The following is a 25,217-nucleotide window of genomic DNA, read 5'->3' as shown; positions in this document are numbered from 1 at the left end:
CGCCGATCAGCCGGACGCACAGCTCGGGCCTCTCGTGCAGCAGCAGGTGCGACGGGGAAGTGGCCGGCCCCGTCCGGCGACACCTCGGCGTAGGCGGAGACCAGTGGCGGCGGAGGCGGCGCGTCGGTGCTCGGCCGCAGGATCATCCCGTCCGGGTGGAAGCAGCCGCTGATCAGGACGACCCGTTCGACGAGGTGCGGGTGGCGCACGGCGGTCCACAGCGCCACCATCGCCCCGGCGCTCAGGGAGCAGCGGAAGGACAGACGCCATCGGCGGGAACGCCGGTCCAGGTCGTCGAGCGGTTGGGCGCCCGGGCCGCACCGGGTTCAGCGGCAGACCGTGCCGGGCGCGGGAAGCGTCCCGGAGATCAGGTACCGGTCGATGCTCCCGGTCGCGCAGGCGTTACGCAGGTATGAGGTGTGCCCGTCGCCGTCATAGGTCAGCACCTGCGCCCCCTTGATGCCCCTGGCCAGGCTCTTGGCCCAGGCGAGCGGCGTCGCGGGATCATGCGTGTTCCCGACCAGCAGAACGGGCGGCGCCTGGGTGATGTGCACCGGCCGCTGCGGATTGGACGGCGGGACGGGCCATCCCAGGCATCCGGTCGTCATGTCCCAGAACTCCGACGTCCCGCGCATGTGCGGGGCTCTCCGCGTGACGTCCCGAGCCCGTGCCCTGAGCTGCGGGAATCCGTTGATGTCAGGGTCGATGTCCTGGCAGAGGACCGCGCGGTAGGCCGAGGTCGTCGCAGGGTTGTCCAGCGCCTCGGCCCGCATCTGCCCGAAGAGCACCGCATCGCCCTGCTCCGCCTGGACGATGCCCCGAGCCAGACCGCCGTTGAAGTCGGGGGCCATCGTGAGCATCGCGTACGCGACGTAGCGCAGTTCGTCCGCCGTCAGCGGACGGCCGCCGGTGACCGGGATCGGCCGCTCCTCCGCCTTTCGCGCCAGCGCGTCCCACACCTGCGGTACGGACCGGCCGTGCAGCTCACATTCCTGGGTCCGCTCGCACCACCCGGCGAACCTGTCGAACCCGTCCTCCACCGCCGCCGCGGCATCGCGCACCATCCGGCGCGAGCTCATCCCGTGATCGACGATCCCGTCCAGCGCCATCGCCCGTACCCGGCCGGGGAACCGCCGCGCGTACTCGGTGCCGAGCAGGCTCCCGTAGGAGCGTCCCAGGTAGCTGATCTGCTCCTCGCCCAGCGCGGCCCGCACCGCGTCGAAGTCCCGTGCCACGCTCCCGGTGTCCATGTGCCGGATCAACGGCCCGCAACTCTCGCCCACGGCCCGGTTGTGCGCGACGAGCCGGTCATACTCCCGCCGCGTCTCGGGGAACTGCGTGACAGCCGGATCGTGCACGGCCTTCCCGCATGGGATCTGCTCGCTGCCGCCGACCCCGCGCGGATCGATCCCGACGATGTCGAACCGCTCGCGCAGCTCGTCGGAGAAGAAGTACGGCGCCCAGTCCCGCACCAGGTCGGCCGCACCCGTCCCTGGTCCGCCCGGGTTGTAGAACAGCGTCCCGATCCGTTGCCCGGTGGCCTTGCGTCGCGTCATGTTCAGCGAGACCCGCGGCCCGTCCGGCGTCGCCCAGTCCACCGGCACGGCGAGGGCGCCGCACTCGGCTCCGGGTTCCTTCCCGCAGGCTCGCCAGTCGATCGCGTCTGTACTGGTCACGTTCGCTGATGGGGTCGCAGCGGCCGGGGCCGCCGGGACCGCTGTCGCGATCAGCGCCAAGCCCGTGACGAGGGGGGTCCATTTCATGACCTGGATCGTCTCCCGCTCGCCAGCCTCCGTCATCGGCCTTTCGGCCTGCCGCATCGGCCGAACGGACGACAGTTCGTCCGAGGAGGCCGGGACCCGGCTCCCAGGCCTGATTTGCCAGTCGCTCAACTTATCTTTATATATAGATCACATGAGTCGAAGACCCATGCAGGAGCCGACGTTCCTGATCCTCACGGCGCTCGCAGCCGGGCCCCAGCACGGCTACGGCATCATCACGGACGTCGTGCAGATCTCAGGTGAACGGGTACGGCTGCAAGCCGGCACGCTGTACGCCGCGCTCGACCGTCTCCAGGGGGAAGGGCTGGTCGAGACCGACCGCGAGGAGGTCGTCGACGGCCGCGCGCGGCGTTACTACCGTCTCACCTCCGCGGGCGAGGCCCGGCTGGCAGCCGAAGCGGAGCACCTGCGTCGCAACGCCGACACCGCCTCCTCTCGCCTGCGCGCCAGACTCCGCTCGGCGTACAACATCAAGGTCGCGACGCCTGGCCGCGAGTTCCTCGGGAGTGCATCGTGAATCTGGAGGACCGTTACCGGCGGTTACTGGCGTGGTACCCGAAGGAGCACCGCGCGCTGCACGAGGAGGAAATGGTCGCGGTCCTCCTCACGACAGCCGCACCCGGCCGAGACCGACCGACCGTCCGCGAGACCTTCGACCTGCTGCGAGGAGCCTTCGCCATCCGGTTGTGGCGTGCCGTGGGGCCCGTCTCCCGCGGGCACTGGCGTGCCGCCTTCAACGTTGCGGCGCTTCTGGCGCCGATCTGGCTGCTCGTCCTCGAAGTCGGTCAAGCCGGCGCTCTCATGGAGATGTCGCTTCGGTCCGGAGTGGCGGGTCCGATGCTGACCTTGAGGCCACTGATGATCACCCTGCCGTACGGGTTGATCGTTTTCCTGGCATGGCGGAACTCGCGAAGGGTCGCGGCCGCCGTGGCATGGGGCTGGGCCGTACTGTACGCCGGGCTCGTCGCCAGTCCGCCCGATCTCGGCCTTTCTCCCGTCTACGTGGCGTGGGACGGCGTGCTCCTCGTGGGGGCGGGATTCGGCAGCGTGGTGCGGTTCGTCCTGCCCGCCTGCCTGGTCGCTGTGATGCTGACGTTCGCTCCCTCATCCGGTCCTGCTCCGTTGGGAGCCCGGCGGCTGGCCGGATGGGCCGCCGTCTCGCTCGTCGGCGCGGCGACGAGCAGTCGGCTTCCCCCCTCGCCGGCGGGGGACTACCTCCTCCTTCTCGTGCTCGCGGTGGCGGCGGTCATGGCGGTTCGCTCGCCTGTCGGGCGGCGGGCGGTGTTCATCGTGTTGCCGCTCATGACCGTCACCCTCAACTGGCTGCGTTGGGTGGGGGATCCGGCGAACCTTCCAGCGGTGGCTGCGACCACGGTGGCCCTGCTGGCCGTCACGGCGTGGCTGGCCAGAACCGGCGCTCCCGCCTCCGGACCAGCGAAGCGCCTGACAAGCGGTACGTGAGGTCGCCGGGCGGGCCTGCCAGCCGAGCCTCATACGGTGGCGGCCACGCTGCGGCGTCCCTCGGGAAGGTACGAGGCGGCCGGCAGGCAGGCAGGACCCTGCGCAGCGACCGGGTGGCGGAGATCGGGCGACACCGTCATCGGCGCGCACGGCGACCGCTCCGCCTGCGATCTCGCCCTCCATCGCCCACGTCATCCGCCGTAGGCGCCAGGCAGGCCCGTCTCAGCCCGTCGTCCAGTGACGGAGTTTCTCGGGGTTGCGCACGACCCAGATGCGCTTGATCCTGTCGCCTGCGACCTCGAACGCGAACACCGTCACGATGACGCCGTCCTGCTCGGCCACCACCCCGGGCCGCCCGTTGACGGTGCGTTCCAGGTACGTCATGTTGCCGGGCCGCCGGTGGGCGATCTCGATCCAGGCGTGCGCGATCTGTTCGCCGCCTTCGATGGGGTCCAGGAAGGTGATGGCGAGGCCGCCGCCGTCGCCGATCGCCACGGCGTCGGGGTCGAGCAGGCCGATCAGGGCGTTGATGTCCTTGGCCTCCCACGCCCGCTTGAAGTCCCGGACGATGCCGGCCTGCCGGGTCGCCGGGGCCATGGCGGGCTGGGCGGCGCGGATGCGGCGGCGGGCGGAGGAGGCCAGCTGGCGGCATGCCGCGGGGGTGCGGCCGACGATCTCGGCGACTTCGGCGAAGGAGTAGCGGAAGACGTCGTGCAGGACGAACGAGACGCGTTCGGCCGGGGTCATCGATTCGAGGACGACCAGGAAGGCCAGGTTGACCGATTCGTCCAGGGTGACCCGGTCGGCCGGATCGGAGACCGTACCGCCGTCCGCGGGTTCGGGCAGCGGCTCGGGGAGCCATTCGCCCACATAGGTCTCCCGCCGGACCCGTGCCGAGCCGAGCAGGTTCAGGCAGATGCGGCTGGCGACCGTCGTCAGCCAGGCGCCGGGCGACTCGATGGCCTCCTGCTGCCGCCGGGACATGGCGTACCAGCGGGTGTAGGTCTCCTGCACGGCGTCCTCGGCCTCGGCCAGCGAGCCCAGCAGCCGGTAGGCGAGGTTGATCAGGTGACGCCGCTCACTGATGACCACGTCCAGGCCCGGATCGAGCCACCCTCCTCCTGAACCAACGGCATCCGGCCTGTTCTGGCTGGTCATCGTGACGGCTCCCTCGGTCGTGTCTGCCTTCTTCCTGCTCGACAAGACAGCGTGCCGGAATGTGAGGCCGATGCCGTCACCTGACGTTTCCGGGGGCTGTGTTGTCGAACTGCACGCGGACGTCCTGGCCGCCGCGGGAGGGCGCACCAAGCCCCGCCGCCGCATACAGGTCAGCACGTCCGGCCCTCGTTCGACCACGCCGCGTCGTCGCGGCCCCACCTCAGGGGAGCCACTTTGAGTCTGTTCCGGCTTGACGCCAGCATCCGTCCCGGCACCTCGGCCGGCGCCGAACTCGCCGACATCGTGGAAGCCGAATGGACCGCCGCCCACCCGGACGAGCCGGTGGTGCGCCGGCACCTGGGCACCGATCCACTGCCGGCCGACGCCTGGGCCCAGGCCCACCTCGGCGCGTTGACGCCCGACCCCGACCGCTCGCCCGCCCAGCGCGAGGCGCTGGCGTTCGCCGCCTCGCTCGTCGCGGAACTGGCGGCCGCCGAGACGGTCGTCCTCGCCGTGCCGCTGTACAACTTCGGCGTCTCCCAGCACTTCAAGACCTGGGTCGATCTGGTCATCGCCGGGGCGCCCCTGGGCAGCCCGGTGCTCAAGGGCAAGCCGACCGTCCTGGCCACCGTGCGCGGCGGCGGTTACGCCCCCGGCACGCCGCGCGAGGGCTGGGACCACTCCACCCCGTACCTCAGGCGCGTCCTCGCCGACCTGTGGCAGGCCGATCTGACCATCGTCGAACGCGAGCTCACCCTCGCCGCCACCAGCCCAGGCATGGAACACCTGCGCGACCTCGCCGCCGGCCTCCACGCCCAGGCCCTGACCGCGGCCCGCGACGCCGGACGGGCGACCGCGGCCAGGCGCCTCCCGCGAACCGTTTCCCGCTGACCCGAACAGGAGCGACATGTCAATGGATCAGATGGCACGCAACAAGGCGGCGTTCGCCCGTCTGCACGACGCCCAGAGCAGCGGCGACGTCGAGGCCTTCGGCAAGGCGGTCGACGAGGTCGTGCACCCGGACGTGCTGATCCGCACTCCGTTGCCGATCGCCGCAACGGGGGCGGAAGCCCTCAAGCAGGTGGGCGCGATGCTCCTGCACGCGTTCCCCGACCTGCACATCGAGGTCGAGGACGTGATCGCTGAGGGCGACAAGGTCGTCCTCCGCAACACGGTCACCGGGACTCACCGGGGCGAGTACATGGGCGTCCCGCCCACCGGCAGATCCGTCACCTACAGAGAGATCATGATCGTCCGTTTCGCGGACGGCCGGATCGTCGAGACGTGGGGGATCGTCGACGTCCTGGCACAGCTGAGACAGCTCGGCCTGATCCCGTCGTGATCCGGCCATCATGTTGAACGTACGTACAAGTTGTACTAGCGTTCAACATGATGGAGAGCGAGGGGGACCCGATGACGCAGCGACAGTTCAAACGGGCGGGGGCGCGCCAGTGGGCGGGCCTGGGCCTGCTGGCCACGCCGACGGTGCTGCTGGGGCTGGACGTGACCGTCCTGTACCTGGTGGCGCCGAGCATGGCGGCCGACCTGTCACCGTCAGCCACCCAACTGCTGTGGATCATGGATGCCTACGGGTTCCTCGTCGCCGGGTTCCTCGTCACCATGGGCACGCTGGGCGACCGGATCGGACGGCGCCGGTTGCTGCGGGCCGGGATGATCGCCTTCGCGGCGGTCTCGGTGCTCGCCGCGTTCGCCCCCACGGCCGAGCTGCTGATCCTCGCACGAGCCCTGCTGGGGGTGGCCGGGGCGACGCTCATGCCCTCCACGCTGTCGCTGATCTCGAACATGTTCCCCGACGCGCGTCAGCGCGCGGTCGCGATCGGGGTCTGGGCCACGATGTTCGCGCTCGGCATGGCCGCCGGGCCGATCGTGGGCGGCGCCCTGGTGGACTCCTTCTGGTGGGGAGCGCCGTTCCTGGCGGCGGTGCCCGTCGCGTTCGTCGTCCTGGCCGGGGCGCGCGCCCTGCTTCCCGAGTACGCGGCCCCGTCCGGCGGCCGGCTCGACCTGGTCAGCGTGGGCCTGTCCCTGGCGGCGATCCTGCCGGTCATCTACGCCGTCAAGCACATCGCCTCCGAGGGGCCCGGCGGCCCGGCCCTCGCCTGCGCCGGAGCGGGCGTTCTGGCCGCGATCGTGTTCGTACGCCGCCAACGCCGCCTGCCCGACCCGCTGCTGGACGTGACGCTGTTCGGCAACCGGGCCTTCGTCGTGGCCCTGGGCGTGCTGCTCATCGGCCTGGCCGGGGTCGGGGGGTCGATGTACCTGGTCACGCAGTACCTCCAGCTCGTCGAAGGGATCACCCCCTTCGACGCGGGGCTCTGGATGGGACCGCCGGCGCTGGCCATGTTCGCCGCCGCCATCGGTGCTCCGCTGGTCGCCCGGCGCTTCCGTCCCGGCTCGGTCATGGGCGCCACCCTGGGGGCGTCCCTCGCCGGCTACGCGCTGCTCGCCACCGCGGGGCTCGACGACGCGGTCCCCGTGGCGGCCGGCTTCACGTTCGTCTACCTCGGGCTGGGCGCCCTCGCCGCCCTGGGCACCGACATGGTGGTGGGCGCGGTGCCGGCCGCGCGGTCCGGGTCGGCGGCGTCGCTCTCCGAGACGGTCCAGGAACTCGGCATCGCTATCGGCGTCGCCGTGCTCGGCAGCCTCACCACCGCCGTCTACCGCACCCAGGTGACGGTGCCCGAAGGTCTGACGCCGGAGAGCTCCGGCCCGCTCACCGACAGCCTGAACGCGACCGTGGCGATCACCGGCAGGCTTCCGCCCGGGACCGTCGAGGCGGCCCGGCACGCCTTCACCACCGGGCTCAACGTCGCCTCCCTGGTCGCGGGGGTCGCCATCGCCGCCGCCACGGCGCTGTGCCTGGCGATGCTGCGCCACGTGCCCCCGCTCGGGGCGGAGCGGCCTCGCGACACCGACGTTTGAACGATGGTCCGACTATCCTGGGGCTCGTGCCGAGGAGCAGCAAGGACGACACCGCCGACGACGGCGAGCACGTCGACGGACGCCGCGCACGTGGCGAGAAACGACGCGCGGAGATCATCGAGGCCACCCTCGCCGTGGTGACCCGCGACGGCGCGGCCGGCGTCACCCATCGCACGGTCGCCAAGCAGGCCGGCACCACGACGTCCCTGAGCACCTACTACTTCGCCACCCTCGACGACCTGCTCGTCGCCGCCCTCACGAGTGTCGCCGACGCCTACACCGCCCGCATCCGCGACATCATCGACACCCCCGGCGACAAGCTCAGCGGCCTGGCCCACCTCATCGCCGAGTCCGCCGGCTCCGGACGTGAACGCGCCCTGGCCGAACGCGAGCTGGCGACCCTGGCCGCCCGCCGCCCCGCCCTGCGCCCCGTGGCACGACGCTGGCGGCAGAACATCGCCGAACTCGCCACCACGCTGACCGACGACCCCGCCGCCGTCGCCGCCCTCGTCGCGGCGTCCGACGGCCTGTGCACCGCGATCCTCCTCGACAACGTGCCCGCCGACCCTGAGCACATCCAGGCCGTCCTGCAACGAGCCGTCCGCAACTGAGCGTCCAGGCATGCCCTGAAGGGACGCCGCCGCGGAAGGGCTTCACGTCATGCGGAGGATGACCTTGCCGGTGGTGCGGCGGGTGGTCAGGGCGGTGAGGGCGGCGGCTGCCTGGTCGAGCGGGTATTCGGCGCCCACCGTGGGGTGGACGCGTCCCGAGGCGGCCAGGGCGAGCAGGTCGTGCAGGGGCTCGGCGGCACGGCTGCCGGGGAGGCGCAGGTGGGCGCCCAGCCAGTAGCCGCCGACGGTGATGTTGCGCTCGCTCAGGATGCCGGGGTCGATGGGGGCGGCGTCGATCCCGCCGGAGGTGCCGTAGGCGATCAGGCGGCCGAAGGGGGCCAGCGCACAGGGGGCTGCCTCGAAGACGGGGCCGCCGACGGCGTCGAGGATCACGTCGGCCAGGGCGCCGTCGTTGGCTTCGCGGACGCGCTCGGCGTAGCCGTCGGCGTCGCCGGGGATCGCGGCGTCGGCGCCGAGCCGGCGGACCAGGGCGCGCTTGCCGGGGGTGGAGGCGGTGCCGACGACCCGTCCGGCGCCGAACTCCTTGGCCAGCTGGATCGCCAGGTGGCCGACGCCTCCGGCTGCGGCGTTGACGACGACGGTTTCGCCGGGGCGGACCCGCGCGGCCGTACGCAGCAGGTGCCAGGCGGTCAATCCCTGGACCAGGAGGGCGAGCGCGGCGCCCGCGGAAAAGTCCTCGGGAATCTCGACCGGATCCTGCACCAGCGCCTTGGTGGCGAACGCGCCACTGGCGAAGGCAAGCATGCGGCGACCGTCCGCGGCCCGGCCGACGACCTCGCCGCCCGGGATGAACGGCAGTTGCGGCGGCAGGTAGGTGCCGCGCAGGCGTTCGGCGTCGGCGAAGTTGAGACCGGCGGCCTCGATGTCAAGGAGGATCTGGCCGGGGCCCGGCGTCGGGTCGGGAAGGTCGGCGGGGGTCAGGACATCGGGTTCGCCGAGGCGTTCCGCAACCATTGCTCTCATGCCGTCAACGCTAGGAGCCGGGCGGTTGCGCAGGTAGCGGGCGGGATTTGTGGATGATGCGGAATGCATGAAGAGTCTTCATGCATTCCGGCGGCGGCGTCACCCGGGCAGGGGCTCGGTCGCCGGCAGTGCTCGTGCGGGTGGGTTGTCGGGGGCCGGCCCGGGGTTCACACATGGCTCCTTCGCTCGCCGGTTCCACAGCGCGACGGACCGGATCAGGCGAGCAACCGGTCGACCAGCCCGTCGAGGTAGTCAGGGGTGAGCGGCCCCGCGTTGAACAGGACGCGCATGTAGATCGGCGCCAGGAGATGGTCCAGCACCTCCAGCACGTCGGGCGGGTTCTCGCCGCGGGCGCGGGCGCGATCGAGCACGGCCTGCAGCTGGCTGGTGCGGTCGGCCAGAAGCTCGTCGCGCGCCTGCAGGCCCTGCTGGCCCTCGCCGGACAGCGCGAGGGTCAGCCGCACCAGCGCCAGGCCGTCGGGACCGGTGACCTCGCGGGCCACGTTGGCGGCGTGGGTGCGCAGGTCGCCGGCCAGGCTGCCGGTGTCGGGCATCGGCGACTGCGCGTTGAGCCGGGTCAGCAGCACATCGCTGAGCAGGGCCTGGAGGTTGCCCCACCGGCGGTAGAGGCTGGTGTCGGCCACGCCCGCGCGGGCCGCGATGTCGCCGATCGTGAAATGTCCGTAGCCGCGCTCCCTGACCAGCTCGGTCACGGCTTGATGCACTGCCGCGCGGACCCGGGCGCTGCGCCCGCCGGGCCGCTTGGCCCGCCCCTGCTCATCCATGCGTCCCACCTTAACGCAGTTGGGACTTGCGTTAGAGCCTGAGAGGGTTTACGTTAACGCAGTCACTAACTGCTTTTAGGAGAGATGCACATGAGAGCGTTGCTCACCCTGACCTGCGCAGGTCAGTTCATGGTGCTGCTCGACAACACGATCGTCGGCGCCGCCCTCCCTGACATGCAGCAGCGGCTGCACATCGAGCTGACCGGTCTGCAGTGGATCGTCGATGCCTACGTGCTGCTGGTGGCCATGCTGTTGCTGTCGGGCGGCGTCTTCGCCGACCGGTTCGGCCGCCGGCGGGTGTTCCTGGCCGGGGTGGTGGTGTTCACGGCCGCCTCGGTGGTGTGCGCGCTCGCGCCCTCGATCGGCTGGCTGATCGCCGGACGGGTGCTGCAGGGCGTCGGGGCCGCGGCGCTGAGCCCCGCCTCACTGGCGCTGCTCACCGCCGCGTATCCCGCCCCGAAGGAGCGCGTCAGGGCGATCGGATTGTGGGCCGGATTCAGCGGCCTCGGCCTGGCCGCCGGACCGCTGGCGGGCGGGATCCTGGTGGAGTCCTTCGGCTGGCCCGCCATCTTCCTGGTCAACGTGCCCATCGGGGCGGTCCTGCTGCTGGCCGGGCTGCGCGCGCTGGGGGAGTCCCGCAACCCGAGCGCGCCGCCGATCGACGTCCCCGGCACGGTCCTGTCCGCCGCGGGCGTGGGCGCTGTGACCTACGGCCTGATCGAGGGCGGCTCCCGAGGCTGGACCTCGCCGATGATCCTGGGCAGCTTCGCCGCCGGGCTGGCGCTCCTGGCCGCGTTCGTCGTGGTCGAGGGTCGGGTGGCGACGCCGATGCTGCCGCTGCGGCTGTTCCGTCAGCGGCTGTTCACGGTGTCGAACACGGCGATGGTCGTGGTCGGGTTCGCGCTGATGGGGTCGTCGTTCTTCTTCTCCCAGTTCTTCGTGTACGTCCAGGGCACTTCGATCCTGGTCGCCGGGCTGCAGACCCTGCCCGTCTCGCTGGCCATGGTGATCGTCAGCCCGTACGCGGGCCGGCTCGCGGCCAGGTACGGCTTCCGCGTCTTCGCCGGCATCGGCCTGGCGCTGGCCGGGCTGGGGCTGCTGGCGCTGGGGTTCGTCCACGCCGATACCGGCTACGGGAACGTGTGGTGGCGGCTGGCGGTCGTCGGCATCGGGTTCGCTCTCACCATGTCACCGCTGACCGGGGCTGCCATCCAGGCGGTCAGCCCGCAGGAGGGCGGCCTCGCCTCGGGCGTCGCCAGCACCACCCGGCAGATCGGCGCGGTGCTCGGCGTGGCGGTGCTCGGGGCGATCGTGCACACGCGGGAGGTTGGCGGAGCCTCGTTCGAGTCCGGCCTCAACAGCGCCTTCCTCGTGGCGGGTGCCGTGACGCTGGCCTGCGCCGTCTTCACCGGCCTGTGGCTGGCCGCGGCCCGGACGCCGAGCGGCGTCCGGGCGAACAGTCAGGAGGCCAAGCAGTCAGCGAGCGTCCGCTGACGGCTCGTCCCGGCCGTCGACCTTCTCCGGCGGCAGGGGGGCCGCTCCACCCCGGTAAGGATTGTCAGTGGCGTCTGCGACCGTGTGCCGCGTGGGTGAGCTGGTCGAGCGGGTGGATGAACAGGACCGCGTGCTGGAGGTCGTGGAGCGCGCAGAGGCGGTGCGCCGGCGGTGGATGCATCGGATCGCGACGACGATCTGCCGCGATCCGACGGGGCGGATCCTTGTGCTGCGCCGGGCCGAGGAGCATGTTCGCTTTCCCGGCCACTATGACGTGCTGGTCGGGGGCGCCGTGGGCGTGGGCGAATCGTATGAGGACGCGGCGGCCCGGGAACTGGTCGAGGAACTGAGCGTCGGCGTTCCGGTCCGTTTTCTGTTCCGGTTCCTGTGCCGGGCCGGGATCAGCCCTGTCTGGTTCGGGGTGCACGAGGCCCTGGTCGCCGAGCCGTTGGCTCCGGACCCGTCCGAGATCGCTTGGCATGCCTGGGTCACGGAGCCCGAACTGCGGAAGGTGGTCGATCGAGGGCCTTTCGTCCCAGCCGGACGACAAGCCCTGCACCGATATCTCGGCTGCCTTCTCGACGGCATCGCCATCCGCCTCGGCACCTGAGCTGCTGCGGTTCGCGACGCCGCTCAGCGGCAGGCGCTTGGGCCACGTCCAGCCGCACCTCGCCGTGAGGCTGGACGTGCTGCCAGAACAGCGGGGTCAGCCCGCGCCGGTCGGCGGATGTCCGGGGGCTTGAAAGCGCGTTGCAGGCGGTCAGCCGCTCAATGGTGCTCAAGTCCCCATACAACAGGAGGTTCCGATGAACCGCAGCTTGCGCGCCCTGTTCGGCCTCACCGCCACCGCCGCGACCATCGCCCTGACCGTCCCGGCCATGAGCAGCGCCGCGAACGCGTCGCCGGCCTCGCCTTCCGACCTCGACAACACCAGCCACGCCCGGGATCTCGCGCAGGCGCGTTCCTTCCTGTTCACCTACACCTTCAACAACCACCTCAAGGTCGCCGGCGGCAATTTCACCGTCGACCACCGCGTCTTCGTGACCGTCAAGTTCAACAACGGCGTCACGAAGTTCTCCAGGTGGGTGATCGCCCGCACCCACCCCGTCACCCCCGGCGGCGCCGTCTACGTGGAGACGACCATCGCCGCCCCCTGCTCCGGCAGCAAGAACGGCTACGCTCAGGCCTACGACGAGGCCACCCGCACCTGGTCGGCGCGTCTGCCGGTGACGATCTGCCAGCGCATCGACTGACGGCCGGCCGCACAGCCATCGTGTTCGAGCGGCTCGGCACGGACACGCCCCGCGAGCCCTACAGTCTGGCAACATGCCTGGCGGCCAGGGGTGTCTCGGGTGGTCAGAGGGTCGTTACGGCATGCCAGGTGGTTCAAGAGGCGCTGGCGCACGCTTGCGACGCCGCGTACGGCGCGAAGGCCCGCGTACACGTCAGCTTCGATTGACGTCCGACGCCTGCCGTCTCGGTACTGTGGCTTCGCATGACCGACACCGAGATCGAGATCACCGCTGACCTGGTCCGTGACTTGCTGCGGGAGCAACATCCAGACCTCGCCGGGATGGCCGTCCGGGAGGTGGCGGGGGGTTGGGGCAACCAGATGTGGCGCCTCGGGGACGAGTTGGCCGTGCGCATGCAGCGCATGGACCCCACCCCGGAGCTCCAGCTCAAGGAGCGGCGGTGGCTACCCGTGCTGGCCCCGCGTCTGCCGCTGCCGGTGCCGACCCCTGTGCGGTTCGGCGAACCGTCCGGGCGCTTCCCCAAGCACTGGACCGTGATGACGTGGGTCGCCGGTGAGCCGCTGGACCACGGCTCGATCAGCAGGGCCGCCCACGCGGCCGACACGCTGGCGGGCTTCCTGCGGGCGCTTCATGTGGAGGCGCCCGCCGAGGCCCCCGCCAGTGCGGACCTCGGCGCTCACCCCAAGAGGTGCACGAGCGGCTTCGAACACTTCTTGCAGGCCGTCGACCCCGGCGCCGTCGGCGATGTCGGCGCCGTCCGTGACGTGTGGGCCGATGCGGTCGCCGCCCCCGAGTGGGCGGGCCCGCCGGTTTGGGTGCACGGCGACCTGCATCCCGCGAACGTCGTCGTCTCGGACGGAACGCTCGCGGGCATTGTCGACTTCGGTTCCTTGTTCGCCGGCGATCCGGCGTGGGACCTGGCCGCCGCATGGGTGCTGCTCCCCGCGGGCGCGGCCGCACGCTTCTTCGACGCGTACGGACACGCGGACGAGGCGGCGATCCGGCGCGCCCGCGGGCTGGCCGCCTTGAAGAGTCTCTTCCTGCTGCTCATGGGGCAGAACGGAGATCGCGGCCTGCCCGGCGGCAAGCCGCACTGGGGGCCTGCGGGACGGGCGGCGCTCGATCGGGTGCTGAAGGGCGTGTGAGACACGCCACGGCCTGCGCCGGGACGGTTCCGTCACCGGAAGACGTGGACGTTCTCGCGAACCCAGTCGTGGAGGGTCAGCGGAGCCCGGCCGGTGAGCCTTTCGACGGTGTCGAAGACCTTCCGGTCCCGGGCCGCCGATTGGCGCTTGAGCTCCAGCAGCGCCTCCAGACGGGGCCCCGACCAGCCGAGGCGGTCGAACTCCGCCCGGGTCTCGGCTGCACTGCGTTCGACGAGCTTGATCGGCCGGTCCAGGATCTGCCCGATGACGTCGGCCTGGTCACGCGGTGAGAGGGCCTGGCCGCCGGTGAGGGTGTAGGCCCGGCCGTCGTGGCCGGGCGTGGTCAGGACGTGCGCGGCGACGGCGGCGATGTCCCGTGGATGGATCATCGCGGAGACGGGGTCGCCTTCGGTGACGTACATGGTGTGCTCGGCGGCGATGGTCGGCGCGTAGCCGTGCAGGTAGGCCATGAAGGTGCCGGGGCGCAACATCGTCCACGGCAGGCCGGAGTCCATGACGACCTGTTCGCCGAACCGATGGCCGGTGCTGATGGGATCGGTGGCGTCGAAGGTGACGCCGCTGGTGGACAGCTTGACCAGATGGGAGACCCCGGCCCGGGCCGCCGCGGCGACCAGGTCGCGTTCCTGGACGGGGCCGTCCGGGCCGTACCCGGGCGGCAGGACGAATGCCGGGGTGGTGCAACTCGACCGGTGACGCCTACGCCACGTCCGGTCCGCGCAGCCGGGCCGGGTCGGCTGCGCGCGCGGCCGTCTTGCCGTCCAGGCGCCGGCCTTGCCCGTACGCCGCGGCGAAGGCGGCCTCGCCCAGCGCGGCCCGCCCTCGGCGGCTGAGTTCGCCGACCTGCCGATCGGTGCGGTCATGAGCGCCGCGCAGCCGGGACGCGGCGCCGAGCAGGACGGCCGAGTCGTGATGCCGTCCGTGCGCCTCGGCGAGCGCGGCGGCGTTCACCGCCACCAGCGACAGGATCGGCAGGTCCCCGGTCCGCGAAGCCGCCGCGTACGCCTTCTCCAGCGCCTTCTCCGCGCCGGCCGGGTCGCCGGTCTCCAGGCAGAGCCAGGCCCGCGCGCTGCCGACCAGCGTGCGCACGTGGTCACCGGCGAACGTGGCGTCGCCGTCGAGGTCACCGGCGAACGTGGCGTCGCCGTCGAGGTCCCGTTCGGCGTCGTCCAGCAGTGCGCGCGCCCGGTCCAGGTCGCCGAGCCGCACCCGGAAGCCGGCCTCCCACGCGTCGAACAGGGCCCGCAGCTCCGTCGAGGCCGCCCGCCGCACCCGCTCGCGGGCCGACTCGATCATCGCGATCGCCAGGACGGTGTCGCCGCGCCGCAGGTGCAGGTCGATCCGGCGCAGGTCGCTGAAGACCTGGTCGCCGAGGTTGAGCGAGCCGAACTCGGCGGCCAGCGACCGGGCGTCGCGCAGGTCGGCCAGCGCGCCGTCGAGGTCGCCGTCGTACTGCCGCAGCTGGGCGCGCATCGGTGACCGAGGCGAGATCGACCATCCGGACGTCGTCGCCGTACTCGTCGAGGTGCCGGCGGGCGGCCTCGACGGCTAGCCGCGTCTTGCCGGCGCCACCGGGACCGAGCACGGTCACCAGGCGCCCGGCGGCGAGCAGCGCGTCGATCCGGGCGAGGTCGTCGTCGCGCCCGATGAAGCCGGTCAGCGGCGCGGGCAGGTTGCTCGGCCGGCCCCGTGCGGCCCCGGCCACCGAGGCGGGCCGCTCGGCGCGCAGCAGCCGCAGGTGGCGCTCGCGCAGCGCGGCGCCCGGATCGGCGCCGAGCACGCCGGCCAGGGTTTCGCGGACCCGCTCGTACCGGACGAGGGCCTCGGCCTGGCGACCCTGGGCGGTGAGCGCGTCCATGAGCAGCGCGGCGGCCCGTTCGTGGACGGGGTGCTCGGCGAGCAGGGCGGTCAGGCGGTCGGCGGCCGCGTCGGCGCGGCCCAGCGTCAGCTCGGCGTCGGCGAGGTCGGCGACGGCTTCGATCGAGGCGTGGGCCAGCTGGGCCGCGGCGGCGGGCGCCACCGCGGCGACCGCCGGGGGCTCGGCGCCGGGACGGTCGCCCCACAGCGCCACGGCCTCGGCGAGCAGGGCCGCCGCGGCGTTCGTGGCGCCGGCGCGCACGCGGTCGCGGCCGGCGGCGGCGAGCTGCTCGAACCGCAGCGCGTCCACGTCGGCCGCGTCGATGTCGAGCCGGTAGCCGCCGGTGACCTGCGTGACGGCGCCGGCCGAGCCGAGGGCCCGGCGCAGCCGCGAGACCAGGGCCTGCAGGGCGTGGGCGGGGCCGGCGGGCAGGCCCTCGGCCCAGATCGCGTCGAGCAGGACGCCCTGCTCGACCACCCGCCCGCCGGCGAGCGCCAGCCGGGCGAGCAGGCCCTGCAGCCGGGCGCCCGGAACGGGCAGGGCGGCCTCGCCGCGGCACGCCTGGAAGGCGCCGAGCAGCGTGACGCGAAGCGGCGCATACCCGTCCATCCGCCAATCTTCGCGTGCACCGCCTCAAGTGCCCAAATCACGGCAGGACGGGGGCGCCCCCGCCGTGTGAGCGCCGTGTGCGCCCCGTGTGAGCGGCCCGCGTCAGTCTTCAGGCTCGGAAAGGAGTTCTGATGCATGACGTAGTGATCGTGGGCGCGGGCCCGGTCGGTCTTTTCCTCGCCTGCGAGCTCGGCCTCGCGGGCTGCTCCGTCCTGGTGCTTGAGCGGGAGGCGGAGGCCGGTTCCCCGTGGAAGGCGGATCCGCTCGGGATGCGGGGTCTGTCCGCCGCGTCGGTCGAGGCGTTTCACCGGCGGGGGATGGTGCAGCCGCTGCTGAAGGCGTCGGGCGTCGGTGATCGTCCCGGCGCGGAAGGGCCGGCGCGTCCCCGTGGTGCCGGGCACTTCGCCGGGATGATGCTGGATCCGGCCAAGGTGGATGTCGCCGCCCTGCCGTTCCGGGTTCCCGGCCCGGCGGCGGAGGGCGTGATGACCAGCCTCGAAGCGGTCGAGACGGTGTTGTCCGAGCGGGCCTCCACGCTCGGCGTGGAGGTCAGGCGCGGCGTCGCGGTCTCCGCCATCGCGCAGGACGAGGACGGCGTGGCCGTGCGCGCCGGCGGGCACGAGTACGCGGCGCGCTGGGTCGTCGGCTGCGACGGCGGACGCAGCACGGTGCGCGGGCTCGCGGGCTTCGCGTTCGTCGGCACCGAGCCGCAGTTCACCGGCTACGTCGTGCTCGCCACCGTCGCCGATCCCGGGAAGCTGCGCCCCGGGTTCAACCTGACGCCGACAGGCATGTACCTCCGGACGCCCGCCGAGGGGTACGTCGGCATGCTGGAGTTCGACGGCGGAGCGTTCGACCGCTCACAGCGGCCGACGCGCGACCATCTCCAGGCGGTCCTGCGCCGGGTCTCCGGCACCGACGTGACGCTGACCGACGTACATCTCGCCTCAAGCTTCACCGATCGGGCGAAGCAAGCGACGACCTACCGGCGGGGGCGCGTCCTGCTCGCGGGCGACGCCGCGCACATCCACTCTCCCCTCGGGGCGCAGGGGCTCAACCTCGGCATCGGCGACGCCATGAACCTGGGCTGGAAGCTCGCGGCGACCGTGCACGGGCACGCGCCGGACGGGCTTCTCGACACCTACACCGCCGAGCGCCGTCCGATCGGCGCCCGGGCGCTCGACTGGACGCGCGCCCAGACGGCGGTCATGCGACCGGACGCGCACGGCCAGGCGATCCAAGGTGTCGTTCGCGACCTGATCGGGACCCGTGACGGAACGACGTACGTGTTCGAGCGGGCATCGGGATCGTCGATCCGCTACGACCTCGGCGGCGACCACCCGCTGACCGGCCGCAACGCCCCTGACGTCCGTCTTGAGGACGGCACTCGCCTCGGCGACCTGATGCGGGACGGACGAGGCGTGGCACTCGACTTCGGCGTCGACCGGCGTCTGCGCGATCCGGCGACGGGCTGGGAGAGCCGGATCCGGTACGCGGCCGGGGCGGCGAGAGACGACCTCGGAGCGGCCGCGGTGCTCGTCCGGCCGGACGGCGTGGTCGCCTGGGCGGGCGACCCTGATCGTGCAGCGTTCGAGCGGGCCGCGAGCCGCTGGTTCGGCCGTCCGATGAGCGGTGACTGCGGGCGGCGGGACAGCGACGAGGGCCTCGGGTCCGGCTACCCGCTGCGCATCGCGGGGGAGTGATCCAGGCCGTGCGCCGGCTCGCCCGCGAGCACGGCGCGCACCTGCTCGCCGCGGACGGCATGTTCGCCGAGCCGGCCGCGACGACCGGGCCTTAGTACTGGGCCGTGGACCGGGCCTGAGTGCTGGGCCGTGGACCGGGCCTGAGTGCTGGGCCGTGGACGGCGTGCACCCGACTCCGGCCGGTCACGCCGCGCTCGCGGCGGCCTGGTTGCGCCTGGTCGCGTGACCGGGGCCTGTGGGCGTCAGGCGGTCGGGGTCACGGGGATGCACACGGCGTAGACCGTGCAGGTGTGCGTCCCATTGCGTCCTCCGTGGACCGTTCGCCTCCTGGCGCTCGACGCACGTCACGTGCCAGGAAGAGAGCTTGGGCAAGGCGAATCCCCCAAAAAGGCCGCATCGTGGATGCGCTCAGGCCGTAGGCGCGGTCGCGCGCACGAAGTCCGTCACCGGAGTCGGTGTGATCTGCGGGTACCGGTCGTTGTCGAGGGCGGCGAACTTCCCCTTCCCCGTCACCATGCACCACTGGTACTGGAGAGCGACGTAGTCGAACGGGTTCCGGGTTCGGGCGGCTTGGCGTTCGATCTCCGCGCGCAGCTCGTCGGCGGTGCCGAGGTGCCGCAGCTCCAGAGTGCGGCCCGAGCCGCGCTGGACGGCCTCGTGGAACTGCCGCATGGACAGCACGTCACCGGCGAAACGCAGCGTGCCGATGGCCTGCCGGTCCAGGGCGACGGCGGCGGTGTAGGCGGCGGTGTCGGACACCGAGGTCAGGTCTAGCGGCTGATCGGGGTCGCCCCAGTGCGACAAAGTGCCCCGCTGCCAGTCGACCAGGCCCATGAAACCGACCATCACCTCGTAGAACGCGCCGTTGAGCACGGAGATCACCTCAAGGCCGGCGTCGGCGTACGCGGCGGCGGCACGGCGACGCCAGTCGGTCATGACGTTGTCGCCGTCGTCGAGCTTGGTCAGGTCGATGGCGAAGTCGGAGGGGACGAACCGGCGGGCGCCGGCCTTCGCGGCGGCGCGCGCCAGGTTGGCCTGGCCGTCCACGATCACGTCGGGGCCGCCTTGCACGACCGAGACGACGGTGACGGCGTCGCCGACGGCCTCGGCCAGCACCTCGGCCGGGTCGGTGACGTCGCCTTCCGTCACCTCCACGCCGCGCGACCGCAGCGCTGCGAGCGCGGCCCGCTTGCTCGCGTCGGCGCCGGGCCGGACCAGGGCGCGGACGGCGGCGCCCTGGTCGAGAAGGGAGCTGACGATCTGACGGCCGAGCAGTCCGGTGGCGCCGGCCACGAAGACCTTCGAGGCAGTGGGCACGATCACTGGCTCCTTTCGAGAGCGAATCGGTGTTTCGCCCAGGCCGGTAACGGCTCTTGGGGCGTCATGGCGTCCGTGCTGGACCCAGGAGGGAGAAGGAGCTTGCCGGCTGATGGCGCGAATTTCCGCAGCGCGGCAGCGAGCCTGGTGCTGTGTTTTCGTTCTATCCGCGACGCGGGGTCATGCGCCCTTTTTGATCGCCTCGGCGAAGGCGGCGAGACCGTCGGCCAGATGCTCGATGTCGGACGGTTCCCAGCCCTCCATGAGCGCGGCGACGGCGGTCGTCCGGGCCTTCCAGAGTTCGCGGATGGCGAGCTTGCCCTCGCGCGTGACGCTCACCAGCCTGGCCCGGGCGTCGTCCGGGTCGGGCTGCCGCTCGATGAACCCGCGCGACTCCAGGCGTTTGGCGGGGGGCGAGAGCGTGGACTTGTCCACCTCCATCAGTTCGGCCAGCACCGACAACCGCACGGGGGCGTGCAGGGAGATCTGCGCGAGCAGGGTGTAGTCGCCCAGCGACAACTCCAGCCCGGAGGCGGCCATGATCCGTCGCCGCGTCGTCGGGGCGAACATCCAGTTGCCCACGGTGGCCAGCGCCGCCGCCACCCGATCGGTGGCCTCGCGCAGCCGGACGTCGCCGTTCTCCGTCGTTCCTGACACCCCGGCCTCCTCCCGCCATTAGTTGGTTGGCTCAAACCAACTATAGGGAAGGGTGGCGGTTCATGCAAGTGCATTCACCGTGCCGGTCGAGGCGAGAATCGTGGTGACGGCCACCGGCGCGGCGACCGTGCACGACCTGGTCAACGGCAGGAGTTTCCCGTGATGGACGACGTCAACCAGGGTCCTGTGTGTTCTCGGGATCGCCGAGGACTGTTTCGAGGCGCCCAGGCCCTGCGCGTCCCCGGGATGGCGAGGACTTTACGGCTGGCGGTCGCGCAGAGCACGGTGGCCGAGGACCCCACCGATCCCGGCGCGCTGCGGGCGAGTGGCGCGCAGGTGCGCGACCTGATGCGGTGCTGCACGAGGAGGCCGAGTCGATCGCCGACCTGGCAGGACGACTCGGGCTCTGGGTGGCCTTCGGCTCGATCCACCCGCTGACCCCGCCGAACCGGCCGCACAACAGCCTGTACGTGCTCTCCGACCAGGGCCGGCTGGTCACGCGCTACGACAAGCGGTTCTTGTCGAACACCGAGGTGTCGTTCCTGTACGCGCCCGGTTCGTCCCCGGTCGTCTTCGAGATCGACGGCATCCGGTTCGGGTGCGCACTGTGCATCGAGGCCGAGTTCCCCGAGGTGTTCGCCGAGTACGAGCGCCTGGACGTGGACTGCGTGCTGCTGTCGGTGATGGTCGACGACGCGGCGCGAGCGGTCGTCGCGCAGGCGTACGGAAGGCTGTACGGCTACTGGCTCGGGTACTCCGTCCCGGCGCAGTTCAGCGCGACCGTCCCGTCAGGGGTCGTCGCGCCGGGCGGCCGCTGGCTCGCGCGCTGTCCGGCAGACGGCCGACCGGCCCTGGCCGTGGCAGATCTCGACCTGGACGCGACGGACGCCGACACCGACGTGTCGGTCCGCCTGGCCCGGCCCTGGCGACGCCTGGCACGCGCCGGACTCTATGACGATCACCTGGTGCCGGAAGATCCCCGCAGCGGGACCCGCACGGCATTCTGACCGTCGTCACGCGCCACCCGGCGACCCGAATGTGCGGCTGTCACCGCGACCCGGGGGACGATCTGTCGACGGCGTGGAGAAACCGGGCGCCCCAGTCTCTGAGATGATCGACGAACTCCGGTGATTCCAGCACCTCGAACTCCGCGCCGATGTTGCCCAGGGCCTGCGTGGGCCAGTCCAGGCTGGTGGAGGTCATCGTGAGCCGGCATCGATCGGGGGCGACCGGTTCGATCGCGCCCCATTGGCCGGCCGTCCGGCGTACCTGTTCCGCCGGTGCGTGAACCAGCGCGACGACGGTCCTGGCGGCGGGAACCTGGGCCGCGGTGCGGACGAACGCGGCGGCGTCCCCGCCGGGCAGCGGCCGTGGCAGGAAGGAGGCGCCGGTGTTGCGTGGCTGGGCCAGCCGGTCGAGGCGGAAGCTGCGCCAGTCGTGCCTGGTCAGGTCGTAGGCCACCAGATACCAGCGGCCCCCGAGCGCGACGAGGCGATGGGGCTCCACTACGCGTTCGGTGCGCGCGCCGGCGCGTGCGACGTAGTCGAAGCGCAGCCTTTCCTGGTCCCGACACGACTGCGCGATCATCGTCAGCACCTCCGCCGGGATCACCGGCCCGGCCGAGGCCGCCGAGACGGTCATCGCGCGCAGCGCGTTCACCCGAGCCCGCAGGCGGGGCGGCAGGACCTGCACCACCTTGGTCAGCGCGCGCACCGCCGCCTCCTCCAGCCCTGCGATGCCGCTCTGCGCCGCGTCTCCCATGCCGACCGCCAGCGCGACCCCTTCTTCGTCGTCGAGCAGCAACGGCGGCAGGACGGCCCCGGGCGCCAGCTGGTAGCCGCCGTCGGTGCCCCGGGAGGCGTGCACGGGATAGCCCAGCTCGCGCAGGCGATCGACATCGCGGCGAAGTGTGCGTTCCGACACGCCGAGCCGCTCGGCCAGATCCGCGCCCGGCCAGTGGCGGTGCGTCTGCAGCAACGACAGCAGGGTGAGGGTGCGGGAACTGGTGTTGGCCATATCGCCATTATCCGCATACTTCCGGTCAGAAACTGGCCGGAAGCCTTCCTAGAGTGGTCTCCGTGATCACTCAAGAGGTTCAGTTGACCGCCCAGATCGCCGCCGTACCGGGCCCCGAGCACTTCACCGTCGCTCCCGCCGAGATCGAGGGGGAGGTCGTGGTCCGTACCGACTATCTGGGGCTGGCCGCCACCTTTCTCGAACTCATGCGCGCCGACTGCCACCTTCCGATCCCGGCCTGGCAGCCCGGCCGGCGGGTGGGCGTCATGGCGATCGGCACCGTGCTGCGCTCGGCGAGCCCTGACCTGCGGGAGGGCGACCTGGTCCAGTCGATGAGCGGCTGGAGCACGCACTCGGCGGGACCGGCGGCCTCCTACGTCAAGCTCGACCCGGACGCCTATCCCGACCCGACCTACCACCTGGCCCAGGGCCCGACCGCCTACCACGGCGTCGCGGACGTGGCCAAGGTCGGCGAGGGCGACGTCGTCTTCGTCTCCGGCGCGGCCGGCGGTGTCGGCTCGCTGGCCGGGCAGATCGCCCGCAACCTGGGCGCCAGGAAGGTGATCGGCAGCGCGGGCAGCCAGGCCAAGGCCGACTACCTCGTGGACGAACTCGGCTTCGACGCCGCCTTCGACTACCACCACGACCCGGTCGCCGCGCTCAAGGAACTGGCCCCGGAGGGCATCACCGTCTTCTTCGACACCGTCGGCGGCGCGTTGTACGACGCCGCGCTCGAAGTCGCCGCGCCGGGCGCCAGGTTCGCCCTGTGCGGATCGTTGTCCACCCAGCTCGGCGCCGCCGCCGACCGTTTCCCCGCGCCCGACCGCGACGCCGCCCTGGCCAGGGACGTCGAGCTGCTGCCGTTCTCCTGCCACCACACCCCCGACCAGATCGCCGCCTGGCACCGCCACTTCCGCACAGCGCTCGACCAGGGCCGGTTCGTCTACCCGCGGACCGTCGTCGAGACCGGCATCGACGGCGTGCCCGGCGCGTTCCTGGCCCTGCTGCGCGGCGAGTACCGCGGCAACGTCTCGGTGCGGCTGGTATGACCGTCCTGTCCCGCCGGGCGCTCAACCGGGCCCTGCTCCAGCGGCAGCTCCTGCTGGAGCGGACCGACCTGACTCCGGTCCGGTTTCCTGCGCAGCACGATGCACCTCGCCGCAGCCGACGACTTCCGTCGGCTGCGGCCGGTGCTGCAGCCCGTCCTGAACCGCACCGCCGACTCGGCGCACTTCCGGCGCAACAACGCCGGGCTCGACCCCGACACGCTGGTGGCCGAGGGACGCGCCCTGCTGCGGACCGGGCCGCTGCCCAGGAAGGAGCTCGCCGGGCGCCTCGCGTCCCTCCATCCGGGCCGCGACGGCCGGGTCCTGGCAGGTGAGGTCGAGCTGCGCACCCCGCTCGTCCACGATCCGGCCACCGCATCCTGGGGCGGGTGGGGGACCCGCTCATCGATCACCGTCAGCGCCGCCCCGGTCGAGGCTCCGCAGCCCGCCGCGCTCCGCGACCTGGTCCGCCGCTACCTGGCCGCCTTCGGGCCCGCCACCGTGGCGGACGTCCAGGCGTGGTGCGGGCTGACCCGGCTGGACCAGATCGTCTCGGACATGGGCTCGGACCTGCGCCACTACACCGGCCCCGACGGCCGGCGCCTGTTCGACCTGCCCGACGTCCCGCTCCCTGACCCCGACACCCCCGCGCCGGTGCGGCTGCTGCCCGCCTACGACAACGTCCTCCTGGGCCACGCCGACCGCAGCCGCATCATCGCCGACGCCGACCGCGGGCACGTCACCCCCGGACAGGCCAGGGTCCTGCCGACCGTGCTCGTCGACGGTTACGTCCGCGGCACCTGGTCCTTCACCGCAGGCGACGTACGACTGGCGCCGTTCGGCAGCCTCTCCCGGGACGAACAGCAGGCAGTGGACGACGAGATCAGCCGACTGCTGCCGTTCCTGTCGCGCCGCTGAACGCGACGACCAAGAACGGGTGTCACAGGACGGTCAGGTGGCCGTACCTGGACAGGGTCGCGGCGAGGTCGCCGGAGGTGCCGCGGAGTGTGGCGTCCAGGAAGGCGACGGTGGCGGCCGCGGTGATGCGCGGCCCCGCGGTCCGGCCGAGAGAGCCGATGAGCGCGGGCAGGGGCGGCATGAAGAGCGGCGCGTCGGTGAAGGTGAGGTGCGCCGTGCCGGGGACGGTGAGCCGGTAGCCGGTCGCCGTGCTGAGCTGGAGCACCCGCGTGAGGCGCGGGATGTAGTCCGGCGTCTCGCCCGGTTCGACGTCGTGGGTGAGCGCGAGCACGGGCTGGTGGAAGGGGCGCGCGGCGGGGTCGCGGGGGAAGCCGTCCAGGTCGATGACGGCCGCGAAGCGGGGGTCCTGGCGGGCGGCCTGCAGGGCGGCGGCGCCCCCGAGGGAGTGACCGGTCGCCGCGGCGCGGCGGACGTCGAGGCGTCCGCTCAGGAGGCCCGGGATCTCTCCACGGTCCAGGCGGCCGAGCTGGGTGAGGACGAAGCTGAGGTCGGCGGCTCTGACCGCCGTCCATCCGGCCGCGCGTCTGTTGTCCTCCGCCTGGTCGCCGGTGGCCGCGACGTGGGTGCGGACCGCTCGGCCGTCGGCGAGGGTGACGACGGCCGAGTCGTACGGGTGGTCGAGTGCGGCCACGACGTACCCGCGGCCGGCCAGTTCCTCGGCCCAGGCGGTGTTCTGGGTGCGCACACCTCCGAGGCCGGGCGAGAACAGCACCAAGGGGAACCGGCCCCCGCCGGCCACCGGCGCGTCGGGCACCGAACGCGTGCGGGCGCGTGCCGGCTCGTCCAGCACGAAGGCGGGAAGGCCCAGGTACTCGGCCTGGCCACGGGCGACGACCTGTGCTTCGCGTGCCGTGCGGCCGAGGTACCGCGCCCGCTCGGCGTCCGGGGGGACGTCCTGCGCGGGATACCAGAGCTGGACGACCACCACCCGCTTGTCATCGGTCCTGGACGTGGCGGCTTCCGCCCGATCAGCGTCGCTCCACTGGACGACGGTGGTGCCGACGGCGTAGGCGCCCGACGGCTCGGGGAACACCGGCAGGGGCAGCGCCCACGCCGCCGTCGCGCCCGCGACGACCAGCGCCAGGCATGCCGCCGACCCCGGCAGCGCCAGCCACCATCGAGCCCGCCGCCCGGCACGCCACCCCAGCAGTGACGGCGCGGCGAAGGCCAGCGCGATGCCCCCGCCTGCGAGGACGGGGAGGAGTTGCCAGCGGATCCCGAGCACGGCCAGCACGCTCGCGGACACCACGAGGGCCGCCGCACCGGCCAGCATCGACGGCCGGCGCGCTCCGGACGGCAGCCATCGGGCCAGCACCAGCACGACGGCGGCTGCCAGGGCCAGGAGCTCCACGAGGGACAGGCCGAACACGGTCACGTTCATGTGATCACGGTGTCGCAATGAC

General features: G+C 72.3%; 24 protein-coding genes. 14 read left to right on the top strand and 10 right to left on the bottom strand.

What is annotated here, in order from left to right:
- Positions 1-326 precede the first annotated feature (326 nt).
- Positions 327-1,676, bottom strand: coding sequence for an alpha/beta hydrolase (locus ACIBQ6_RS13110; RefSeq protein WP_397211861.1), 1,350 nt, complete (start codon positions 1,674-1,676; stop codon positions 327-329).
- An 85-nt stretch (positions 1,677-1,761) separates the two neighbouring features.
- Here ACIBQ6_RS13110 and ACIBQ6_RS13105 point away from each other — a divergent pair, with 85 nt between their 5' ends.
- Both ACIBQ6_RS13105 and ACIBQ6_RS13100 read left to right on the top strand, forming a co-directional pair.
- A complete protein-coding gene (locus tag ACIBQ6_RS13105) occupies positions 1,762-2,298 on the top strand; it encodes a PadR family transcriptional regulator (RefSeq protein ID WP_397211859.1) in 537 nt (178 codons plus the stop codon).
- Positions 2,295-3,242 carry a hypothetical protein gene (locus ACIBQ6_RS13100; protein WP_397211857.1) on the top strand — a complete coding sequence of 316 codons (948 nt, stop codon included), beginning with the start codon at positions 2,295-2,297 and terminating at the stop codon, positions 3,240-3,242. Before ACIBQ6_RS13105 ends, ACIBQ6_RS13100 begins: the two co-directional genes overlap by 4 nt.
- A gap of 222 nt (positions 3,243-3,464) precedes the next feature.
- On the opposite strand, the gene sigJ is transcribed toward ACIBQ6_RS13100, so the two are convergent.
- Positions 3,465-4,400 carry an RNA polymerase sigma factor SigJ gene (gene sigJ / locus ACIBQ6_RS13095; protein WP_397211855.1) on the bottom strand — a complete coding sequence of 312 codons (936 nt, stop codon included), beginning with the start codon at positions 4,398-4,400 and terminating at the stop codon, positions 3,465-3,467.
- Positions 4,401-4,634: 234 nt separating this feature from the next.
- Between sigJ and ACIBQ6_RS13090 the strand changes: the two genes are divergently transcribed.
- The 4 genes from ACIBQ6_RS13090 (at position 4,635) to ACIBQ6_RS13075 (ending at position 7,951) form a co-directional block, all read left to right on the top strand.
- The gene (locus tag ACIBQ6_RS13090) at positions 4,635-5,291 is read left to right on the top strand and encodes an FMN-dependent NADH-azoreductase (RefSeq protein WP_397211853.1); all 657 of its coding nucleotides are present in this window, start codon (positions 4,635-4,637) and stop codon (positions 5,289-5,291) included.
- 22 nt (positions 5,292-5,313) lie between these two features.
- Positions 5,314-5,742 (top strand): ester cyclase, encoded by a 429-nt coding sequence (locus ACIBQ6_RS13085; RefSeq protein WP_397211851.1) that lies wholly within the window; start codon positions 5,314-5,316, stop codon positions 5,740-5,742.
- A gap of 71 nt (positions 5,743-5,813) precedes the next feature.
- Positions 5,814-7,340 carry an MFS transporter gene (locus tag ACIBQ6_RS13080; protein ID WP_397211849.1) on the top strand — a complete coding sequence of 509 codons (1,527 nt, stop codon included), beginning with the start codon at positions 5,814-5,816 and terminating at the stop codon, positions 7,338-7,340.
- Between the two features lie 26 nt (positions 7,341-7,366).
- Positions 7,367-7,951, top strand: coding sequence for a TetR/AcrR family transcriptional regulator (locus tag ACIBQ6_RS13075; protein WP_397211847.1), 585 nt, complete (start codon positions 7,367-7,369; stop codon positions 7,949-7,951).
- 42 nt (positions 7,952-7,993) lie between these two features.
- On the opposite strand, the gene ACIBQ6_RS13070 is transcribed toward ACIBQ6_RS13075, so the two are convergent.
- Both ACIBQ6_RS13070 and ACIBQ6_RS13065 read right to left on the bottom strand, forming a co-directional pair.
- Positions 7,994-8,935, bottom strand: a complete 942-nt coding sequence (locus ACIBQ6_RS13070) for a zinc-binding alcohol dehydrogenase family protein (protein ID WP_397211845.1) — start codon at positions 8,933-8,935, stop codon at positions 7,994-7,996.
- A gap of 215 nt (positions 8,936-9,150) precedes the next feature.
- Positions 9,151-9,720 (bottom strand): TetR/AcrR family transcriptional regulator, encoded by a 570-nt coding sequence (locus ACIBQ6_RS13065; RefSeq protein WP_358287252.1) that lies wholly within the window; start codon positions 9,718-9,720, stop codon positions 9,151-9,153.
- A gap of 90 nt (positions 9,721-9,810) precedes the next feature.
- Here ACIBQ6_RS13065 and ACIBQ6_RS13060 point away from each other — a divergent pair, with 90 nt between their 5' ends.
- The 4 genes from ACIBQ6_RS13060 to ACIBQ6_RS13045 all read left to right on the top strand — a co-directional run bounded on the left by ACIBQ6_RS13060 (position 9,811) and on the right by ACIBQ6_RS13045 (position 13,612).
- Positions 9,811-11,214, top strand: a complete 1,404-nt coding sequence (locus ACIBQ6_RS13060; protein WP_397211843.1) for an MFS transporter — start codon at positions 9,811-9,813, stop codon at positions 11,212-11,214.
- 91 nt (positions 11,215-11,305) lie between these two features.
- Positions 11,306-11,824, top strand: a complete 519-nt coding sequence (locus ACIBQ6_RS13055) for an NUDIX hydrolase (protein ID WP_397211841.1) — start codon at positions 11,306-11,308, stop codon at positions 11,822-11,824.
- Between the two features lie 196 nt (positions 11,825-12,020).
- Entirely contained in the window at positions 12,021-12,467 is a 447-nt protein-coding gene (locus ACIBQ6_RS13050) for a hypothetical protein (RefSeq protein ID WP_358287247.1), read from the top strand.
- Between the two features lie 242 nt (positions 12,468-12,709).
- On the top strand, positions 12,710-13,612 hold the full coding sequence (locus ACIBQ6_RS13045; RefSeq protein ID WP_397211839.1) for an aminoglycoside phosphotransferase family protein: 903 nt from the start codon (positions 12,710-12,712) through the stop codon (positions 13,610-13,612).
- Positions 13,613-13,644: 32 nt separating this feature from the next.
- Here the strand turns inward: ACIBQ6_RS13045 and ACIBQ6_RS13040 are convergent, their stop codons facing one another.
- Positions 13,645-14,493, bottom strand: a complete 849-nt coding sequence (locus ACIBQ6_RS13040) for an NAD(P)H-binding protein (protein WP_397211837.1) — start codon at positions 14,491-14,493, stop codon at positions 13,645-13,647.
- 260 nt (positions 14,494-14,753) lie between these two features.
- Entirely contained in the window at positions 14,754-16,097 is a 1,344-nt protein-coding gene (locus tag ACIBQ6_RS13035) for a BTAD domain-containing putative transcriptional regulator (protein ID WP_397211835.1), read from the bottom strand.
- A gap of 131 nt (positions 16,098-16,228) precedes the next feature.
- On the opposite strand from ACIBQ6_RS13035, the gene ACIBQ6_RS13030 reads away from it, so the two are divergent.
- On the top strand, positions 16,229-17,800 hold the full coding sequence (locus tag ACIBQ6_RS13030; RefSeq protein WP_397211833.1) for an FAD-dependent monooxygenase: 1,572 nt from the start codon (positions 16,229-16,231) through the stop codon (positions 17,798-17,800).
- Between the two features lie 408 nt (positions 17,801-18,208).
- On the opposite strand, the gene ACIBQ6_RS13025 is transcribed toward ACIBQ6_RS13030, so the two are convergent.
- Entirely contained in the window at positions 18,209-19,117 is a 909-nt protein-coding gene (locus ACIBQ6_RS13025; protein ID WP_397211831.1) for an NmrA family NAD(P)-binding protein, read from the bottom strand.
- Positions 19,118-19,297: 180 nt separating this feature from the next.
- Positions 19,298-19,774 carry a MarR family winged helix-turn-helix transcriptional regulator gene (locus ACIBQ6_RS13020; RefSeq protein ID WP_397211829.1) on the bottom strand — a complete coding sequence of 159 codons (477 nt, stop codon included), beginning with the start codon at positions 19,772-19,774 and terminating at the stop codon, positions 19,298-19,300.
- A 188-nt stretch (positions 19,775-19,962) separates the two neighbouring features.
- On the opposite strand from ACIBQ6_RS13020, the gene ACIBQ6_RS13015 reads away from it, so the two are divergent.
- Positions 19,963-20,781, top strand: coding sequence for a carbon-nitrogen hydrolase family protein (locus tag ACIBQ6_RS13015; RefSeq protein WP_397211827.1), 819 nt, complete (start codon positions 19,963-19,965; stop codon positions 20,779-20,781).
- A gap of 40 nt (positions 20,782-20,821) precedes the next feature.
- On the opposite strand, the gene ACIBQ6_RS13010 is transcribed toward ACIBQ6_RS13015, so the two are convergent.
- Positions 20,822-21,790, bottom strand: a complete 969-nt coding sequence (locus ACIBQ6_RS13010; protein ID WP_397211825.1) for a helix-turn-helix transcriptional regulator — start codon at positions 21,788-21,790, stop codon at positions 20,822-20,824.
- Positions 21,791-21,852: 62 nt separating this feature from the next.
- Between ACIBQ6_RS13010 and ACIBQ6_RS13005 the strand changes: the two genes are divergently transcribed.
- Complete coding sequence (locus tag ACIBQ6_RS13005; RefSeq protein ID WP_397211823.1) at positions 21,853-22,839, top strand: zinc-binding dehydrogenase; 987 nt, start codon at positions 21,853-21,855, stop codon at positions 22,837-22,839.
- A 99-nt stretch (positions 22,840-22,938) separates the two neighbouring features.
- The gene (locus ACIBQ6_RS13000) at positions 22,939-23,754 is read left to right on the top strand and encodes a winged helix DNA-binding domain-containing protein (protein WP_397211821.1); all 816 of its coding nucleotides are present in this window, start codon (positions 22,939-22,941) and stop codon (positions 23,752-23,754) included.
- A gap of 22 nt (positions 23,755-23,776) precedes the next feature.
- Here ACIBQ6_RS13000 and ACIBQ6_RS12995 read toward each other — a convergent pair whose 3' ends face one another.
- Positions 23,777-25,195 (bottom strand): alpha/beta hydrolase family protein, encoded by a 1,419-nt coding sequence (locus ACIBQ6_RS12995; protein WP_397211819.1) that lies wholly within the window; start codon positions 25,193-25,195, stop codon positions 23,777-23,779.
- Positions 25,196-25,217: the final 22 nt, after the last annotated feature.

Origin of the sequence: Nonomuraea sp. NPDC049655 (assembly GCF_044465465.1) — a bacterium.
Classification (GTDB): Bacteria; Actinomycetota; Actinomycetes; order Streptosporangiales; family Streptosporangiaceae; genus Nonomuraea.
This window is presented reverse-complemented; position numbering and strand designations above follow the sequence as displayed.